Annotated in this window: 17 protein-coding genes and 2 pseudogenes; 13 read left to right on the top strand and 6 right to left on the bottom strand. The window is 73.1% G+C overall.

The window, feature by feature from the left end:
- Nucleotides 1–9: 9 nt before the first annotated feature.
- A pseudogene (locus HYE82_RS39445) lies at nt 10–114 on the bottom strand (ATP-binding protein); the annotation flags it as partial.
- 29 nt (nt 115–143) lie between these two features.
- Between HYE82_RS39445 and HYE82_RS02440 the strand changes: the two are divergent.
- The 7 genes from HYE82_RS02440 (at nt 144) to HYE82_RS02470 (ending at nt 8,641) form a co-directional block, all read left to right on the top strand.
- Entirely contained in the window at nt 144–410 is a 267-nt protein-coding gene (locus tag HYE82_RS02440; protein ID WP_179172213.1) for a hypothetical protein, read from the top strand.
- Between the two features lie 155 nt (nt 411–565).
- Nucleotides 566–1,480, top strand: coding sequence for a cyclase family protein (locus tag HYE82_RS02445; RefSeq protein ID WP_179172233.1), 915 nt, complete (start codon nt 566–568; stop codon nt 1,478–1,480).
- Between the two features lie 133 nt (nt 1,481–1,613).
- Complete coding sequence (locus HYE82_RS02450; RefSeq protein WP_179172214.1) at nt 1,614–3,194, top strand: GMC oxidoreductase; 1,581 nt, start codon at nt 1,614–1,616, stop codon at nt 3,192–3,194.
- 163 nt (nt 3,195–3,357) lie between these two features.
- Nucleotides 3,358–4,197, top strand: a complete 840-nt coding sequence (locus tag HYE82_RS02455) for an SDR family oxidoreductase (RefSeq protein WP_309144174.1) — start codon at nt 3,358–3,360, stop codon at nt 4,195–4,197.
- Nucleotides 4,198–4,228: 31 nt separating this feature from the next.
- Nucleotides 4,229–5,743 (top strand): cytochrome ubiquinol oxidase subunit I, encoded by a 1,515-nt coding sequence (locus HYE82_RS02460; RefSeq protein WP_179172215.1) that lies wholly within the window; start codon nt 4,229–4,231, stop codon nt 5,741–5,743.
- Nucleotides 5,740–6,783, top strand: a complete 1,044-nt coding sequence (locus HYE82_RS02465) for a cytochrome d ubiquinol oxidase subunit II (RefSeq protein ID WP_179172216.1) — start codon at nt 5,740–5,742, stop codon at nt 6,781–6,783. Before HYE82_RS02460 ends, HYE82_RS02465 begins: the two co-directional genes overlap by 4 nt.
- A 70-nt stretch (nt 6,784–6,853) precedes the next feature.
- On the top strand, nt 6,854–8,641 hold the full coding sequence (locus HYE82_RS02470; protein WP_309144175.1) for a cation:proton antiporter: 1,788 nt from the start codon (nt 6,854–6,856) through the stop codon (nt 8,639–8,641).
- Between the two features lie 9 nt (nt 8,642–8,650).
- On the opposite strand, the gene HYE82_RS02475 is transcribed toward HYE82_RS02470, so the two are convergent.
- Nucleotides 8,651–10,486 (bottom strand): glycoside hydrolase family 15 protein, encoded by a 1,836-nt coding sequence (locus HYE82_RS02475; protein WP_179172218.1) that lies wholly within the window; start codon nt 10,484–10,486, stop codon nt 8,651–8,653.
- A gap of 175 nt (nt 10,487–10,661) precedes the next feature.
- Between HYE82_RS02475 and HYE82_RS02480 the strand changes: the two genes are divergently transcribed.
- The gene (locus HYE82_RS02480) at nt 10,662–10,889 is read left to right on the top strand and encodes a hypothetical protein (RefSeq protein ID WP_179172219.1); all 228 of its coding nucleotides are present in this window, start codon (nt 10,662–10,664) and stop codon (nt 10,887–10,889) included.
- A 163-nt stretch (nt 10,890–11,052) separates the two neighbouring features.
- Here HYE82_RS02480 and HYE82_RS02485 read toward each other — a convergent pair whose 3' ends face one another.
- Entirely contained in the window at nt 11,053–12,297 is a 1,245-nt protein-coding gene (locus HYE82_RS02485) for a geranylgeranyl reductase family protein (RefSeq protein WP_309144177.1), read from the bottom strand.
- Nucleotides 12,298–12,649: 352 nt separating this feature from the next.
- Between HYE82_RS02485 and HYE82_RS02490 the strand changes: the two genes are divergently transcribed.
- Nucleotides 12,650–13,012: a hypothetical protein gene (locus HYE82_RS02490; RefSeq protein WP_179172220.1), complete on the top strand. Its 363-nt coding sequence runs from the start codon at nt 12,650–12,652 to the stop codon at nt 13,010–13,012.
- Nucleotides 13,013–13,045: 33 nt separating this feature from the next.
- Here HYE82_RS02490 and HYE82_RS02495 read toward each other — a convergent pair whose 3' ends face one another.
- The gene (locus tag HYE82_RS02495) at nt 13,046–14,278 is read right to left on the bottom strand and encodes an FAD-dependent oxidoreductase (protein ID WP_179172221.1); all 1,233 of its coding nucleotides are present in this window, start codon (nt 14,276–14,278) and stop codon (nt 13,046–13,048) included.
- 184 nt (nt 14,279–14,462) lie between these two features.
- Entirely contained in the window at nt 14,463–14,693 is a 231-nt protein-coding gene (locus HYE82_RS02500) for a hypothetical protein (RefSeq protein WP_179172222.1), read from the bottom strand.
- 178 nt (nt 14,694–14,871) lie between these two features.
- On the opposite strand from HYE82_RS02500, the gene HYE82_RS02505 reads away from it, so the two are divergent.
- Entirely contained in the window at nt 14,872–15,120 is a 249-nt protein-coding gene (locus tag HYE82_RS02505; RefSeq protein WP_179172223.1) for a hypothetical protein, read from the top strand.
- A gap of 319 nt (nt 15,121–15,439) precedes the next feature.
- Here HYE82_RS02505 and HYE82_RS02510 read toward each other — a convergent pair whose 3' ends face one another.
- Nucleotides 15,440–16,144, bottom strand: coding sequence for a lipoprotein (locus HYE82_RS02510; protein WP_179172224.1), 705 nt, complete (start codon nt 16,142–16,144; stop codon nt 15,440–15,442).
- Between the two features lie 187 nt (nt 16,145–16,331).
- Here HYE82_RS02510 and HYE82_RS02515 point away from each other — a divergent pair, with 187 nt between their 5' ends.
- The 3 genes and pseudogenes from HYE82_RS02515 to HYE82_RS37580 all read left to right on the top strand — a co-directional run.
- Entirely contained in the window at nt 16,332–16,952 is a 621-nt protein-coding gene (locus HYE82_RS02515) for a carbohydrate-binding module family 20 domain-containing protein (protein ID WP_179172225.1), read from the top strand.
- 243 nt (nt 16,953–17,195) lie between these two features.
- Nucleotides 17,196–17,351 (top strand): hypothetical protein, encoded by a 156-nt coding sequence (locus tag HYE82_RS39200; protein ID WP_309144176.1) that lies wholly within the window; start codon nt 17,196–17,198, stop codon nt 17,349–17,351.
- Between the two features lie 44 nt (nt 17,352–17,395).
- A pseudogene (locus HYE82_RS37580) lies at nt 17,396–17,704 on the top strand (hypothetical protein); the annotation flags it as partial.

Below are 17,704 nucleotides of genomic sequence, written 5' to 3' on the forward strand. Positions count from 1 at the left end.
GCCTGTCGCTCACGAGGGCGGGCGGTGAAGGGCCGCGGGCAGTTCGAACCAGGTGGTCTTGCCCGTGGCCGTGCGGTGGCTGCCCCAGGCCTCGCTCAGCAGGTCGAGGAGTTCCGGCCTCGCTCCCGCTCTGTCTGGAGATCATGTCCGCGAGCCTGATGCACCCGGAGCGGTACGGGCCCGTGATGCGCGAGCTGATCACCGACTGGACCGAGCCGGCCGCCGGCCTCTTCGCCGGGCTGGGCATGCCCGCGGCGCGGGCCCGCAGCGAGGCCGCCCTCCTCGTCGACGCAGGCTTCGGCCTGCTGTTCGCCCCGCTGGCGGACAGCGACCGGGACCGGGCCGACGCGGCCTTCCGCCTCCTCCTCGACCGGCTGGAGCCCGGCTGGCGGCAGACCGCGCAGGGATGACACGGCCCGCCGGGATGCACGGGCCACGGCGGCGCCGGACAGTGGAGGCGGGGCCTTCGGCAGATGCAGGGCGACGGACGCACGGCAGGAGGACCGGCGTGACGGATGACAGGAGCCGGACTTCCGAGCAGCCTGCGGCCGCCCCGGACCGGCCCATGGCGGAGGAGGCCTTCCGATCGCTCTACGTGCACCTGCGCCACGACGCGCGGACCGGCGAGGAGCGCCGGCGCGGGGCCCTCGCCCACCTGACCCCCGAGCGGGTGGCGGCCGCCGCGGCCGGGGTCCGCCACGGGCGGACGGTGTCGCTGGCCGCGACCGTCGAGACGCGGCCCGGCCCGGATGATCCGCAGCCCGCCGCCTACGTCCTGACGGCGCCGTCCGAACAGGAGACCGGGGCCCCCGGACTGCACTTCGCCCTGGACCGCTTCGCCATGAACGTGCACGGGGACGCCCACACCCATCTCGACGCGCTGTGCCACGTCGTCTTCGACGGCGAGCTCTACGGCGGCATCCCGGAGACCGCGCTGCGGGCGGGCGGTGCCCGCGGGATCACGCTCGACCTGGTCCGGGGCGGGATCGTCGGCCGCGGCGTGCTCCTGGACGTCCCCCGGCTGCGCGGGCTGCCCTGGCTCGAACCCGGCGACTGCGTGAGCGCCGACGACCTCACCGCCGCCGAGGAGGCCCAGGGCGTGCGCACCGGGCCGGGCGATCTGCTGTTCGTACGCGTCGGGCACCGGCGCCGGCGCCGGGAGACCGGCCCGTGGGACGTGGCGCACGCCAGGGCGGGCCTGCATCCGGAGGCGGTGCGGTTCCTGGCCGAGCGGCACGTCGCCGTCCTGGGCTCGGACGGCAACAACGACACCGCCCCGAGCCCGGTGGCCGGCGTCGCCTTCCCCGTGCACGTCCTGGCGATGCACGCCCTGGGCGTGCACCTGCTGGACTACCTGGACCTGGAGGAGCTGGCGCACCTGTGCGCGGAGCTCGGGCGCTGGCAGTTCCTGTGCACGGTGGCGCCGCTGCGGCTGGTGGCGGCCACCGGCTCCCCCGTGAATCCGATCGCCGTCCTGTGACCGTACGAGCGCCCGGCCCCTCCTCCGGGTGCTGTGGCGGCGGGCGGCGTATACGTTCGTAGAGGGATCCCGCTGTGACGGACAGGCCCGGTGCGGGCGCGACACCACAGACCGAGGACGGACGGTGGTCGCCGTGAGCGACGCCCCCCACTACGACGCCATCATCATCGGAACCGGCGCGGGCGGCGGCACGCTCGCCCACCGGCTCGCCCCCTCCGGCAAACGGGTGCTCATCCTGGAGCGCGGCGACTACCTCCCGCGCGAACGCGACAACTGGGACTCCACGGCCGTCTTCGTCAAGGGGAAGTACCGCGCGCCGGAGTTCTGGCTCGACAAGCACGGCCGCGAGTTCCCGCCCGAGGTCAACTACTACGTGGGCGGCAACACCAAGTTCTACGGCGCGGCGCTGTTCCGGCTGCGCCCGCAGGACTTCGGCGAGCTGCGCCACCACGACGGTGTCTCGCCCGCGTGGCCGATCCGCTACGAGGACCTGGAGCCGTACTACACCCAGGCCGAGCACCTGTACCTCGTACACGGGCGGCACGGCGAGGACCCGTGGGAGGGGCCGGCCGGCGAGCAGTACGCCTGTCCGCCGGTGGAACACGAGCCGCGGATCCAGCAGTTGAGCGACGACCTGGAGAAGCAGGGCCTGCACCCCTTCCACCTGCCCATCGGAGTCGATCTCACCCAGGACGGCCGGGGGCGGGCGACCCATTCCAGCGTCTGCATCCGCTGCAACCGGGTGGACGGGTTCCCCTGCCTGGTCCGCGCCAAGTCCGACGCCCAGGTGATCTGCGTGGAGCCGGCCCTGGAGCACCCGAACGTGGAGCTGGTCACGAACGCCCACGTGGTCCGGCTCGAAACCGATCCGACGGGGCGGAGCGTGAGCACGGTCGTCGCCCGGCTCGACGGGGGCGAGGAGGCCCGGTACGCGGCGGACATCGTGGTCGTCTCCTGCGGGGCGGTCAACTCGGCGGTGCTGCTGCTCGCCTCCGCCGACGACCACCATCCGCGGGGTCTGGCCAACAGCTCGGACGTGGTCGGCCGGTTCTACATGCGCCACAACAACATGGCCCTGATGGCGGTGTCGAAGGAGCCGAACGACACGCAGTTCCAGAAGACCCTCGCCCTGCACGACTGGTACCTCGGCGCGGACGACTGGGACTACCCGCTCGGCGGGATCCAGATGCTCGGCAAGTCGGACGCCGAGCAGATCCACGGCGAGGCCCCGCGCTGGGCCGGGGCGGTGACCCCGAACATGCCGTTCGAGGTCATGGCCCGCCACGCCGTCGACTTCTGGCTGTGCGGGGAGGACCTACCGCTGCCCGACAGCCGCGTCACCCTGGACGGCGACGGCCGCATCCACCTCGCGCTCGACGAGACCAACAACACGGCCGGGCTGAAGCGGCTGCGGCACAAGCTGCAGCACATGCTCGGGCACCTGGGCATGCACGAGCACCACCTGCTGGACCACAGCCTCTACCTGCACAAGGGCATGCCGATCGGGGCCACGGCCCACCAGGCCGGGACCGTCCGCTTCGGCACCGACCCGGCCTCCTCGGCCCTGGACGTCAACTGCAAGGCCCACGACCTGGACAACCTGTACGTGGTCGACACGAGTTTCTTCCCGAGCATCGGCGCGGTCAACCCGTCCCTGACGGCCATCGCGAACGCCCTGCGGGTGGGCGACCACCTCCTGGAGCGGATGCGCTGATCCGCGGCACGGCACCGCCGACCGGGCGAAGAACCCCGGCCGGCGGTGCGACACGCGTCGCCGCGCGTCGCCGCGCCCCGGCCGCGGTGGTTGTGTGGCGCCGGAGCCCGATCGGGTTTCCGCGCCCGAACCGGGGGCCGCGCCGTGGAGGAGGCAGTCTGTCGTGAGTTCCACCGAGGACGCATCCCAGGGGGCGGTTCCCGCGCACCTGCTCCGGGGCCAGAAGGCGCTGGTGACCGGCGCCAACTCGGGGATCGGCAAGGCCACGGCCCTCGGCCTGGGCCGGGCCGGGGCCGACGTGGTCGTGAACTACGTGGCCGGCCGCGAGGAGGCCGAGAAGGTCGTCGAGGAGATCGCCTCGTTCGGGGTGCGCGCGGCGGCGTACGAGGCGGACGTGTCCGACGAGGGCCAGGTCGTCGCCATGACGAACCGCATGGTCGAGGAGTTCGGGACGATCGACATCCTCGTCGCGAACGCCGGACTCCAGCGGGACTCCGCCTTCCCCGAGATGACCCTCGCCCAGTGGCAGAAGGTCATCGACGTCAACCTGACCGGGCAGTTCCTGTGCGCCCGGGAGGCGACGAAGGAGTTCCTGCGGCGCGGGGTCGTCCCGGAGGTCTCACGCTCCGCCGGCAAGATCATCTGCATGAGCTCGGTGCACCAGCTCATCCCCTGGGCCGGGCACGTCAACTACGCCTCCTCCAAGGGCGGCGTGCAGATGATGATGGAGACCCTGGCGCAGGAGCTCGCCCCGAAGAAGATCCGCGTGAACGCGATCGCCCCCGGCGCCATCCGGACGCCCATCAACCGCTCCGCCTGGGACACCCCCCAGGCCGAGAAGGACCTGCTGACGCTGATCCCGTACGGGCGCGTCGGCGACCCGGAGGACATCGCGAACGCGGCCGTCGGCCTCGCCTCCGACCTCATGGACTACGTCGTGGGAGCCACCCTGTACGTCGACGGGGGGATGACCCTCTTCCCGGGCTTCGCCACCGGCGGCTGACCCGCCCGCCCCGGCCCCGGGAGGCTCTCCCATGCACACCACGGTCCAGCTGCTGGCGGAAGCACCGCCCCAGATGCTGCCGGCCAGATCCCTGATGGCCTTCACCCTCGCCTCGCACATCATCCTGGTGCCCCTGGGCGTGGCGCTGCCGCTCATCACCCTGATCATGCACGGCTACGGGCTGCGACGCGGCGATGCGACCGCCCTGCTGCTGGCGCGGCGCTGGTCGGCCGTGATGGCGGTGCAGTTCGCGATCGGCGTCGTCACCGGTACCGTCCTGTCCTTCGAGTTCGGGCTGCTGTGGCCGGGGCTGATGGGCCGGTGGGGCGACGTCTTCGGGCTCGGATTCGGCGTCGAGGCCTGGGCCTTCTTCCTGGAGGCCGTCCTCATCGCCGTCTACCTGTACGGCTGGCGCCGGCTGCCCGCCCGTACGCACTTCCTGCTCGGGCTGCCGCTGCCGGCCGCCGCCCTGCTCGGCGCGTTCGGCATCCTGGCGGCCAACTCCTGGATGAACACCCCGCGGGGCTTCACCCTGGACTCCGAGGGCAATCCCGTCGACGTGGACGTCCGCAAGGCGATCTTCACGCCGATGTTCGGTCCGGAGTACTGGCACTTCGTCGTGGCGATGCTGGTCACCGCCGGATACGTCGTCGCCGGTGTCTACGCCGTGGGCTGGCTGCGCGGGCGGCGCGACCGCTACCACCGCCTCGGCTTCACCGTTCCGTTCACGGTCGCGGCCGTCTTCACCCCGGTCCAGTTCATGCTGGGCGACGCCATCGCCCGTGCCGTGTTCCGCAAGCAGCCGGTGAAGTTCGCCGCGATGGAGATCGTCTGGAACACCGACACCCACGTGCCGGAATACCTCTTCGGCCGACTCCACCCCGACGGGAGCATCTCCGGCGGCATCAAGATCCCGCAGCTCGACTCGGTCCTCGCCGGCTTCAGGCCTGACACCAAGGTGTCGGGCCTGACATCGGTACCGGCCGACCAGCGGCCGAACGCCACTCAGGCCACCATCACCCACTTCGCCTTCGACACCATGGTGGGCATCGGCACCGTGCTCCTGCTGCTCGCCCTCTGGTACGGCATCGTCTGGTGGCGCCGGCGCCGGCTGCCCGCCTCTGCGTGGTTCTACCGCAGCGCCGCATGCGCCGGAGCAGGCAGCGTCATCGCGGTCGAATGCGGATGGATCACCACCGAGGTGGGCCGGCAGCCGTGGATCGTCTACCAGAACATGAAGGTCGCCGACGCGGTGACCGCGACCCGTTCCGGCGCCTTGTGGACCATGTTCGCGCTGGTGGTCGTGGTGTACGTGTTCATCTTCGGCTCCTTCCTGGTCGTCCTCCTGAGAATGCGCACCCGATGGCGGCTGGACGACGAGCGGCGCGGTGAGGAAGGAACGATGGAGACGCCGGAGACGGACACCCCCTACGGCCCCCGCTCGGCGGTCGCGGCCGGCGGCACCCCTACGCCCCGCCGCGGCGACGGCGACGGCAGCGGCAACGGCAACGGCAGCCCGGGAGCGACCGGGGAAGGCAGCCGGTGACCGCCGGTGTGCTGGCGGCCGTCCTGCTGCTCGCGGTCGCCGCGGACGCCTGCGCCGGCGGTACGGACTACGGCGCGGGCTTCTGGGACCTCACCGCGGGCGGGGCGGAGCGCGGCAAGCGCCCCCGATGGCTGATCGACCACGCCATGGCGCCCGTGTGGGAGGTCAACAACGTCTGGCTCATCTTCGTCCTCGTCATCATGTGGACCGGGTTCCCCGTGTTCTTCCAAACGGTGTTCCTCGCGATGTGGCTGCCGCTCGCGCTCGCGGCCGTCGGCATCGTGCTGCGCGGCGCCGGCTTCGCCCTGCGCAAGCCCACCCGCAGGCTCGCCGGACGGCGCGTCTACGGGGCCGTGTTCGCCATCTCCTCGCTGCTCACGCCGTTCTTCCTGGGGGCCGCCGCCGGCGGGATCGCCTCCGGCCGGGTGGCGCCGGGCACCGAGCCGTCGGCGCACGCCTGGTCCAACCCCACCTCCGTGTTCTTCGGCATCCTCGCGGTCGTCGCCACGGCACTGCTGGGAGCCGTGTTCCTCGCCGCGGACGCGGTGCGCTTCGCATCCCCGGACCTGCACGCCTATTTCCGGTGGCGGGCCGTCGCCGCGCTCGCCGCCCTGGCCGTGCTGGCAGTGGTCACCCTGTTCGTCACGCACGGCGACGCCCCGCACGTCTGGCGCGGCCTCACCCACGGCGCCGGGCTGTTCTTCGTGATCGTGGCGGGGGTGGCGACGCTGGTGACCGCCTGGCTGCTGCTGCGCACCTCCGGCGCGTGGTCGCGGGTGTCGGCCGTGGGCATCGTCGCCTCGGCGATCCTTGCCTGGGGCATGGCGCAGCGCCCGTACCTGATCCCGCGCTCGCTCACGGTGGCCGAGGCGGCGGGGGCACCCGCCACCCTGCACTGGCTTCTCGTCGTGACCCTCGTGTCCGTCGTGCTGGTCTTCCCCGCGGTGGTGCTGCTGTACCGGCTCGACACACGCGGCACGCTGGAGCCCCTCACCGATGCCGACCTGCGGCGGGGCAGCGGCCCGGAGGACCGGGGCTGAGCCGCCGGAGCCCGGGCCGGCTGATCCGCCGGAGCCCCGGCCGTGTCCACGCAGGAGGGACGGAAGTGCCGTGAGCGAACAGCAGGTCCTGCTCGGCACCGCCCTGACCGTCGTGCTGGCCGTGGGTTCCCAGATCCTGGCGAGCCGGCTGCACGTCCCCTCGCTGATCGTGCTGCTGCCGGTCGGTTTCACCGCCGGGGCGCTGACCGACGTCGTCCATCCCGACCGGCTGGCGCCCGACTTCACGCCGCTGGTGTCCCTGGCCGTCGCCGTCATCCTGTACGACGCCGGACTGGGCCTGCACCTGCACCAGTTGGAGGGCGAGCCGCGGGGGGTGGTGACCCGGCTGATCGTGCCGGGGGTCCTGATCACCTGGGCGGCCTGCCTGGGGCTGGCCGCGGCCCTGTTCGACGTACCGCTCACGGTGGCGGTGATGATCGGCGTGATCCTCGTCGTGTCCGGGCCGACCGTCGTCGGCCCGCTGCTCGACCACGTCCGGCCGACCGACCGGGTGCGGCAGATCCTGGTCTGGGAGGGTTCCCTGATCGACCCGATCGGCGGCATCCTCGGGGCCGTCGCCTTCCACGTCATCGTCCGCACCCAGGCCGGCCAGGGCTTCCGGTTCGGCATGTTCTTCGGGAGCCTGGCCGTCGGACTGGCGGGCGGCGCGATCGGGGTCGGACTGCTGTGGCTGGCCCTGCAGTGGCTGCGGCTCGGCGGGACGCTGGGGACGCTCGCCCAGCTGGCGGCGGTCGTCGCGGTGTCTGCGGGCTGCGACATGCTCCTCGACGACACCGGGCTCATCGCCGCCATCGTGATGGGCATGGCGGCCGCGAACCTGCCCGGATTCGACATGCCGGCCCGTCACCCCTTCTTCGAGACCGTCGTCCAGCTGGTCATCGGCCTGCTGTTCATCTCCATCTCCTCCACGGTCGCGCCGAAGGCCGTGGCACCGGTGCTCCTGCCCTCGCTGCTCCTCGTCGCCGGGCTCGTCCTCGTGGTGCGACCGTTGGTGGCGTTCCTGGCGACGGCCCGCACGCACCTCGGTTTCGGGGAGCGGGCGTTCATCGGCTGGATGGCGCCCCGCGGCATCGTCGCCGCCTCCACCGCCGCCACCTTCTCAGCCACCCTCGTCGACGACGGGCTGTCGGGCGCGGACGAGATCCTGCCGATCACCTTCCTGGTGATCGTCGGGACCGTCCTGGTCTACGCCCTCACGGCCCGGCCCGTGGCCGCCAGGCTGGGCGTCGTCCGGTCGGCGCGGACCCGGCCCCTGCTGGTCGGCGGGGCGCCCTGGGTGGTCGACCTGGCGCTGGCGCTGCGCACGGCCGGCCTGGACGTACTGATGTGGGCCGGGCTCGCCGAGGAGCGGCGCCGCATCGGGCAGGCGGGCATCGAGCTGGCCCCGGGCGAGCTCCTGGCCGCGGCCACCGACCCGCGGGCGCGCCTGGAGGGGGTCACGGCGGTTCTCCTGTGCACGGATGACGACGACTTCAACGCCCTCGCCTCGGTCGTCGTCCAGGACAGCGTCGAGGGGCCGGTCTACCGGGTCGGCCCGCCGCACGACAGCGGGGCGGTGGTGGCCCCGTACACGGGTGGCACCGTCCTCTTCGGCCCGGCCATGGTCCGGAACGTGCTCGCGGAGCACCACGCGCGGGGGGCGCGCTTCCTGGTGCGGCCCGCCTCCGAGCCCCGTCCGGCCGGGTGCGAGACGCTGTTCAGGGTCCGGCGGAACGGGCTGCTGGAGCCGGTCACCGAGGCCGGCGGCGCCGAGCCGGCGGAAGGCGACACGCTCGTGCTCCTCGGCCCGCCGCCGGCCGGGGCGGCGGGCGCCATCGGAGGCGGCGGGCGCCGCTGACCATCCCTGTCACGAAGCCCGGTTCAGGGTCGCGTCGAGGGTGATCGCCGCGTCGATGAGGGCGAGGTGGGTGAAAGCCTGCGGGAAGTTGCCCAGTTGGCGACCGGTGAGGTCGATCTCCTCCGAGTACAGGCCGAGGTGGTTGGCGTACCCCAGCATCTTCTCCAGCACGAGCCGGGCCTGGTCGACCCGCCCGGCGCGCGCGAGGGCGTCGACGTACATGAAGGTGCACAGCGAGAAGGTGCCCTCGGATCCGCGCAGTCCGTCGGGCGACGCCTCGGGGTTGTACCGGTACACCAGGCTGTCGGTGACCAGCTCGTTCTCGACCGCGTCCAGCGTGGAGGACCACATCGGGTCCTGCGGGGTGATGAAGCCGACCGTCGGCATGCGCAGCAGCGACGAGTCGAGGACGTCGCTGCCGTAGTGCTGGACGAACGCCCCGCGCGCCTCGTTCCAGCCGCGCGCCATGACCTGCTCGTAGATCGCGTCCCGCGTGCCGGTCCAGCGCTGCGCCGCGGACGGGCGGCCGGTGTCCTGCGCGAGCCGCAGCGCGCGGTCGAACGCCACCCAGGACATCACCCGGCCGTACGTGAAGTCCTGGCGGCCGCCGCGGGTCTCCCACAGGCCCTCTCCCGCCTGGTCCCAGTGGTCGGCCAGCCAGTCCAGGGCCTGGAGCAGCCCGGTCCACCCCCGGTACCCGAGGTGGATGCCGTGGCCGTGCGCGAAGTAGATGCTGTCCATCGCCTCGCCGTAGATGTCCATCTGGATCTGGGTGGCGGCGCCGTTCCCGATGCGTACGGGGGCGGACCGCTCGTAGCCCTCCCAGTGCTCCAGGCTCTCCTCCTTCAGGTCGGAGGAGCCGTCGACCGCGTACATGATGTTCAGCGGACCGGAGTCCCCTTCGCCGCCGGCCCGTTCCTTGATGCGGTCGTCGAGCCATCCGATGAACGCCTTGGCCTCTTCCGTGAACCCCATGCCGAGCAGGGCGTACACGGAGAAGGAGGCGTCACGGATCCACGTGAACCGGTAGTCCCAGTTGCGCTCGCCGCCCAGCTGCTCGGGCAGTCCGGCGGTGGGAGCGGCGACGACGGCGCCGGTGGGGGCGTACGTCATGAGCTTCAGGGTCACGGCGGACCGCTCGACGGCCTCCCGCCAGCGGCCCGTGTAGCGGGACTTGGCCAGCCAGGACCGCCAGTGGCGGATGGTGCCGTGGAAGAGCTGCTCGTACTCGGCGAGGCCGATCTGCCGGGGCGGCCCGTCGGCGGCGGACTCCAGAACCAGTCCGCGCTGCTGGCCCGCCTCCAGGCTCAGCGTGAGGTGCAGGTCCTGGTCGCCGGTGAGGGAGTGCGCCAGCCGCTCGTCGTCCGGCTCGCGGACCGTGTGCACGGTCAGGGCCATGCCGTCCGAGGCGAACACGGCTCCGCTCTCCGTGACGTGCAGCTCGTGCGGTTTGCGCCCGTAGTCGAAGCGCGGCGCGATGTCGAGCTCGAAGGTCATGCTGCCGCGTACGCAGCGGACCATGCGGACCAGGCGGTGGCGGTCCGTTGCCGTGGTACCGGTCAGCGGCATGAAGTCGACCACCTCGCCGGCGCCGGCCTCCGTCATGAACCGGGTCACCAGGACCGCGGTGTCGGGAAGGTACAACTGCTTGGTCGCGTACGTCCCGTGGGCCGGCCGGACCGTGCAGTGCCCGCCCTTGTTCCTGTCCAGGAGGGCTCCGAAGACGCTGGGCGAGTCGAAGCGCGGACAGCAGAACCAGTCGACCGATCCGTCGGATGTCACCAGGGCCGCGGTCTGCAGGTCGCCTATCAGCCCGTGGTTCTCGATCAGCGGGTACTCGTCCATCGGGGCGTCCCTTCCGGCCTGCGCCGTCACCCGGATCAGCTCCCCCGTCCAGCCTAAGCCGGGGCCGCGGCCCCGGCCCGCCGGGGCGCCCGGGGCCGGGCCCTCCCGGTCCTTGCCGCTTCGCGCCTGCCGCGCCCCTCCCCCTGCCCTGCGCGCCGACGGCTGGGAACCGAGCATGACGAGGGTGCCCGGTGCGGCGCGCGGCGGTCCTCCCATCGGGCTGCGTGCGCGGGCGGTTCCGGCCGAAGGCACGCGTCCCGCTTGCGACCTGCAACTGCCCCTCACCGAGCCGGAGCAGGGGAACGCCGTCCACGGACTGCTGCGCTGGACCTCGTGGCAGGTCACCGAGTCGGACGGGCGCCGGGCCGTGCTCCGGACCGCGCTCTGGCCGCAGCCGGGCTGACCGTTCCCTCTCCGGGTCCGCGCGGAGTGCGCCCCGGGCGACGCAGGCCCGGAGGTGGCCGTGGCCGCGTGGAACCGGGCGAGGGCGTGGCCCCGTACGGCATCGGCCGGCACCCGTACCTGTCGGTCGGCACGGCGGCGGTGGCGACCCGGCCCCGGACGTCTCAGCGCCGCGGTGCGGGGACGGCGCGCAGGAGTGCGTGGACGACGGCGTCGATGCCGTCCTGGGCGGGTTCGTCGGCGGCGTGGGTGAGCAGGCGGGCCAGGGCGCGCAGGAGCGGCGGCGAGGCCATGACGCGCGGGTGGAGCAGCGGCCGGTAGCCGTAGCGGGTGAGGACGAGGTCGCCGGCGAGGGTGCCCAGCCGGTAGTAGCGGCCCCAGCGGCGGCGGATCTCCGCCGGGTACTGGTGCAGCGCGTGCTCGCGTCGCGCCCCGGTCGGTCGGGCCAGTGCCAGGGCGATGGTTTCCGCGGCCGCTTCGCCCGCCTCCAGTGCCTGGGCGATGCCCTCGCCGCTCCAGGGGCTGACCATTCCGGCGCTGTCGCCGACCAGCAGCAGGCCCCGCCGGTACTGGGGGCGCCGGTTCAGGCCCATCGGCAGGGGTGCGCTGCGCAGCGGCGAGTCGGCGCTCTCCTCGTGCACGCCCCAGTGTGCGGGCAGGCGCGGCAGCCAGTGCTCCAGGGCCGCCCTCAGGTCCACGGGCCGGCGGCCGCGGCGCGGCAGGGCGCCGAGGCCGATGTTGATGCGGCCGTCGCCGAGCGGGAACACCCAGCCGTATCCGGGCAGGTCCAGTCCGGTGCCCGGGCAGCGCAGGTCGGCCCACAGCTCCAGGTACGGGTCGTGGGTGCGGGCCTCGCTGCGGTAGTAGCGGCGGGCGGCCCTCGCCACGGGCAGGGCGGTGTCCCGCTCCAGTCCCAGGGCCAGCGCGGTGCGCGCGGAGGCGCCGTCGGCCGCGACGACGAGCGGTGCCCGGTACCGCACGGGTTCCCTGCCCGGGCCGCGCGAGGCGGACACGCCCGTGATGTTTCCCGCCCGGTCGCACAGCGGGGCCGTCACCTTCACCTGCGTGCGCAGCCGGGCTCCGGCGGCACGGGCGTGGGCGGCGAGCAGCTCGTCGAAGTCGTAGCGGCTGCGGGTGAGCCCGAAGTCAGGGTGGCTGCCCAGCCGCGGCCAGTCCAGCTCCGCCTCTCGGCCCTCGCACACCCAGCGCATCCCCTTGTTGCGCATCCAGCCCGGTGCGTTGACGTCGATGCCCATCCGCACCAACTGGCGTACGCCGCGCGGGGTCAGTCCGTCGCCGCACACCTTCTCGCGGGGGAAGCCGCTCTTCTCCAGCAGCAGGACGTCCACGCCCGCGCGTGCCAGGTGCGCCGCGGCGGCGGAGCCGGCGGGTCCTGCGCCGACGACGATGACCTGTGCTTCTTCGTCACCGGCCGGGTCCGGTCGCGGGGAGGTGCCGTCGGGGGTGGGTTCGCCGCTTGCGTCGTCGCGTTCGCTGGTCACCGCACCACTATGCCGGTCCGGACCCGGCGATCCCGTCCGGCACGGCCGAAGAGGTCGGCGGCGGGCGGCCGGGGCCGGGCGGCGGGCGGTCGGCTGCTGCGGTCCTGCGCGGGGGCGACGCCAACGGCCGTAAACAATCGCACGGTTGTGCCCAAAATGTGACTGTCTGCGGCCGGGCCGGGTCGGATAGCAATGGGGCGGCACCTGGGCACGGCCCGCCGACGGTCGGCGGGTTCCAGCGCGCCCGAGAGGAAACCCCGTGATCCGCACCCGCTTCGCCGCCCTCGCCACCATGGCGTTCACCGCCCTCGCGGTCGCCGCGACCCCTGCCAGCGCGGCACCCGGCACCACCCAGAACATGTGTGCCAGCGCCCTGACGCCGAGCGGCTGGGTGGACGTCCAGTGGTGGAACAGCGCCGGCTGCGGCTCCGGCTTCACCCCCAACACCAAGCAGGTCATGGACCTGAACGGGTACCCGGTCGGCACCCAGGTCAACGCCTGCGCCTCCACCTGGCCGCCGGCCGGCTGGACCATCGTCGGCAGCTACTACTCGAGCGGCTGCCGCTACTCGGCGGTGCCCAGCTTCAACGCCAACACGTGGACCCTGAAGCGCACCTCCTGACCGCTGCCCCCGCGGCACCGGCCGCCGGCCCGTTCAGCGGAGCGATTCCCGCGGGGGCCGCTCGCGCAGGGCTCCGTAGGCGACGAAGTAGGCGGGGACCCGGTTCAGCCGGCGCGATTCGGTGACGAGCTCGGTCAGCCGCTTCACGCGCTCCGGATCGCCGAACGGGGGGCGGCCGGCCAGCAGCGGCTCGATGACCTGGGCGTGGGCGAGGCGCTGCAGGCCCTGGGTCACGACCGTGGTGGGCCAGCGGCGGTGCTGTACCCTGCGCACGTCCCGGAGCCCCACGGTGCCCTCCCGCAGCGGGCCCACCAGGTAGCGGGCCGCGGCCACCGCGTCCTGCACGGCGAGGTTGATGCCGATGCCGAAGACCGGTGACATCGCGTGGGCGGCGTCCCCGATGCACAGCAGGCCCGGGCGGTGCCAGCGGCGCAGGCGGTCGAGCCGTACGTCGAGCAGCTTCACGTCGTCCCAGGACGTGAGGCTGTCGGCGCGGTCCGCGAGCCAGGGGACGGCGGCCGCGAACCGGGCCGTGAACGCCTCCAGGCCCTCGGCGCGGAGCGCGGCGTCGGCCCCCTTCGGAATGAGACCGGCGCACTGCCAGTAGTCGCCGCGATCGATGAGCGCGGTGAAGAACCTGTCCCCCGCGCCTCCGACGAGCCCGCTGGGGTCCTCGTCGTTCCGCGGCAGCCGGAACCACCAGGCGTCCATGGGGCAGGGGAAGCCTTCCAGGCCGAGTTCGGGCAGCGTCCTGGCGAGGGATCCGCGGCCGTCGCAGGCGACGGTCAGGGTGGCGCGGAGTTCTCCCGTGCGGCCGTCCGCGGTGCGGTAGCGCACGCCGTTCACCCGTCCGCGTTCGATGAGGAAGGACGTCGCCCCGGTCTCCATGCGCAGGCGGAAGGACGGCTCCCGGCGGGCCTCGTCGGCGAGGAGGTCGAGCAGGTCCCATTGGGGGACCATCGCGATGTAGTTGTACTTCCCGTGCAGCGCCCCGAGGTTGCCGACGGTGACGAGGGACCCCTCCGGCCCGATGGGCAGCTGCACCGAGGTGACGCGGCGCTGCGGGAGCCGGGCGAACCGTTCGGCGAGGCCGATCTCGTCCAGCAGCGACAGGGACGACGGGTGGACGGTGTCACCGCGGAAGTCCCGCAGGAAGTCGCCGTGTTTCTCCAGCACCGTCACCTCGACCCCGGCCCGGGCCAGCAGCAGGGCCAGCACCATGCCGGCGGGGCCGCCTCCCACCACGCAGCAGGTCGTTCGCTCCACGGCAAACCACTCCCTTCGCGGGCATCGGTGCGCCCGAGGAGGACGTATACCGCACTCGTGGCGAAGGCCCGGGCAACTCCCCTCGGCGTGCCGTGCGCTGTGCCGTGCGCTGTGACGTGCGCTGTGACGGCGCCGGCGTCGGCGCCGTGGCGGGGCGTGTCCCACCGCGCCCGGAGCTGTAGGCTCAGCCGTGGAGTTCGCGGGCCTGGCGGCCGACGCGGCGGACGGCCCAGGCGAGGACCGCGCCGGAGCGTACCGCCAGCCACAGCGTGTCTGCGGCGTCCGGGCCGCCGGAGGCGTCGTACGCCATGTGCCACAGGAAGGGCGCGGCCACGAATCCCGCGGCCAGCGAGGGAGCCAGCCGCCACAGCAGGAAGGGCACGGCCGCGAACCAGTCGAGCGACAGGGCCAGCAAGGTCGTACCTCGGCGCACCCCGGTACGCGCCCAAGAGGGCGGTGGCCACCAGCGCGGGACCCGTGACCAGCAGCGCCGTGGCGTACGCGGTGAGGGGCCCCGAGGGCAGTCCGGGCAGCAGGGACAGCAGCCGGGCGGTGCCGGCGGCGGCCCAGAGCACCGCGGCCGGTACCGCCAGATGGGCCACGGCCAGGACGGCGGGCGGCTGGGGCAGCAGCAGGGCACGACCCGGCCGGTCGGTGTCCTGGTAGGCCGGTTCGGTCAGCGCGACCGCCGCCAGGTACAGGGGCAGGACGAGGAGCAGACCGAGGAGCAGCCCGACGTCCCGACGGAAGACGGCGTCCGCCTCGCGCGGGGCGGCCCCGGCGAAGCGGACATCGCCCCGGTCGGGCTGCTGCCGCCCCACGCAGACGCGCAACAGCGTTGATTCCCCGACCCGTTGGCGCCGACGAGGGCCAGGCATTCACCGGGCTCCAGCGTCAGGCCGACGCCGTCCAGCACGGTGTCGTCGTCGTACGCGATGTGAACGCCCTGCGCGTGCAGCAGGGCTGCGGTCCGGGCGTCGCCTTCGGCGGCGTACGTCACGCCCCTCCCCCTTCGACGTCGGCACCGGCACCGGCACCGGCACCGGCACCGGCACCGACGCCCAGCAGGGCATCGGGCTTCCGCCCTCATTCATTCACCATGCACGAATATTCCCATGCGGTCGGAGGCCAGGGGCTGGAAGGAACGACCCGACCAGTCGGCTAGCTGCCCGGCTTGAGGGACTGCCGGGCCAGCCGGTAGGCGGGCTGCATCGCCTCGTGTTCGGCGGTGTCCAGCCCGCCCAGGTGGACGACGACGGACGCGCCGCCCGGGGTGACGACGGCGAAGGCGCTTTCCTTCTTGGCCTCGTCGAGCGGGGCCGTCTCGTACGCGGCCTCGACCGCCGGCAGCGCGGCGCCGCCCTCGCCCGCCCGCACCTCGCTGTAGACGGGAGCACCCTTGGTCCTCTCACCGCTCATGAACGACTCCAGCACCTTGCGGGCGTCCCCGGCCCCGGCCGGCTTGTCGGCGACCCAGACGCGCAGGAAGCCCGTGTTCCCTGCGGGCTTGGCGTCGATCTCGCAGGCGAGGGTCAGTCCGCCCTGCTTGAACAGCGCGGCGAACCGGTCGTCTTCGGCGTGCGTGACGGCCTTCGGCTTCCAGTCCTGTGCGAGATCGAAGGAGACCGGCAGCCGGCACGGAGTTCCGTCGCCGCCGATGGATCCGGCGGCCCTGGCGGCGGATCCGGCGGCGTCGCCCGCGCTCGCGGCAGGGCTCGGCGTGCCGGTGGCGGCGGCCTTCGCAGGCTGCGCGTCCCCTCCGCCGTCGGCGTTCTGCGACGGCGACGCCGCGCAGGCCGCCACCCCCACTGCGAGGATCCCCGCCCCGACAACCCCCGTGACCGCCCGCACCAGCCTGCGCCGCATCGCGCGTACTCCCCCACCCGAAACACCGGCATGAACAAAGAGCCGTCAACCTAACAGTCCACAGCCCGAGACCGAGACCCAGACCGACGACAGCAACACATCAGAACTTTCTGCAAGTTGCTGCAAGATTTTGCAAGGCTCGGTAGGCTGCAAGCGCTTCCCGCCCTCCCACGAAGGGACAACCCCCGTGCACGGAACCGAGAACAGGCGCGCCGGCATCATCGCGGCGGCACTGGCCACTGCACTCCTCACCTGGGCTGCCGCACCGTCCGCCGCCGCGGACACCCCCTCGAGTTCACCGGTCCGGTTCCAGGTCACGGCCACCACCCACTGGGGCGACCGGGTCTTCGCCGTCGGCAGCGTTCCGGCGCTGGGCTCATGGGATCCCGCACACGCGGTGCCGCTCGACGCGCACGGCTACCCCGTGTGGGACGCCGAGGCGTCCATACCGTCCGGCACCCCCGTCGAGTACAAGTACCTGGTGAAGAAGGCCGACGGCGCGATCGCTTGGGAGGACGGCGCGAACCGCTTCATGCAGCCGCGGGCCGGCGCCCCCGTGACCACCCGGGACAGCTTCCGGCTCATCCCCGGAACACCAGCTTCCGGAATCGCGCCCACCTGCATCACCTGGTCCGAGACCTGGCGCTACACCCCCGTCCACAACGGCTGCGGCAGCACCTACGACCTCCAGGTGCTCTACCGCGACGGCAGCATCTCGACCTGTCGGCAGGTCGCCCCTGGCGCGACCGCCACCTTCGCGGGCTACGGCCCCTACGAGAACCGCCCCGTGGCCGTCAACCACTGCTGAGACCCCCGGGCGCAGCAGGCTCGCGAGGGAAGAAGGCCGTCCGGATCGCGGTGGCCTGCACTGAGCGCCCGGTGGCAGCGGGCGCGCACGTACCGAAATCGGGGACCCCGGGCCGGCCGCAAACGGGCGCGTACGCGGCCCCGGCGGGGCCCGGACTCGCTCCCGGCACGGTTCGCGACCGGAAGCACCCGTTCACCCGGACGTCATCGGCTTCGAACGGGAGGACCTCCGCATGGCGGGAACGTGGAGGTTGCCCTCCGATGGCACGACTCCCGCGAGGAACACCTCCGCTGCTTCGCCAACAGCAAGCCCACGCCCGAACGCGGCAGGCATGCGGCGGGCTTCCGCGGCGGCGTGACCGCCGTGGTCAACGCGTACGCGCGAAGCGGCTGCTGCTGACGGCGGCGGACCCCGATGTCGGCGACGACCGGATCGGCGAAGGCCTGACAGCGGTCGTGTCGGTCAAGCTGGACGACCCCGAATTCGCCGGCGCCACACCCGGCGTACTGGGCGGCACAGCAGTGCGCGCCTGCGTCGCCGAGGCCGTACGGGAGCACCTCGGCGCACGGCTGGAAGCACACCCGGAGCAGGCCGCGGCCATCGCCGCCCATGGCCCTCCGCACCGCCGCCCACCCGGACTGAGCCGGCAGTCGAACCGTCGGCATTCGGCCTCCCGCCCGGACCGGAGCCGCCCGCGCGGCGCCGTGGCATGCGGATGCCGGAGGGGCTGTGGGCCTCTCCGGCATCCGGGG

The organism is Streptomyces sp. BR123 (assembly GCF_013401435.1).
GTDB lineage: Bacteria > Actinomycetota > Actinomycetes > Streptomycetales > Streptomycetaceae > Streptomyces.

Bases quoted from the DNA above. Each gene is read 5' to 3' on its own strand.
- HYE82_RS02440 (WP_179172213.1), top strand. From the start codon at position 144: ATGTCCGCGAGCCTGATGCACCCGGAGCGGTACGGGCCCGTGATGCGC.
- HYE82_RS02445 (WP_179172233.1), top strand. From the start codon at position 566: ATGGCGGAGGAGGCCTTCCGATCGCTCTACGTGCACCTGCGCCACGAC.
- HYE82_RS02460 (WP_179172215.1), top strand. From the start codon at position 4,229: ATGCACACCACGGTCCAGCTGCTGGCGGAAGCACCGCCCCAGATGCTG.
- HYE82_RS02475 (WP_179172218.1), bottom strand. From the start codon at position 10,486: ATGGACGAGTACCCGCTGATCGAGAACCACGGGCTGATAGGCGACCTG.
- HYE82_RS02480 (WP_179172219.1), top strand. From the start codon at position 10,662: ATGACGAGGGTGCCCGGTGCGGCGCGCGGCGGTCCTCCCATCGGGCTG.
- HYE82_RS02505 (WP_179172223.1), top strand. From the start codon at position 14,872: ATGGGCCACGGCCAGGACGGCGGGCGGCTGGGGCAGCAGCAGGGCACG.
- HYE82_RS02510 (WP_179172224.1), bottom strand. From the start codon at position 16,144: ATGCGGCGCAGGCTGGTGCGGGCGGTCACGGGGGTTGTCGGGGCGGGG.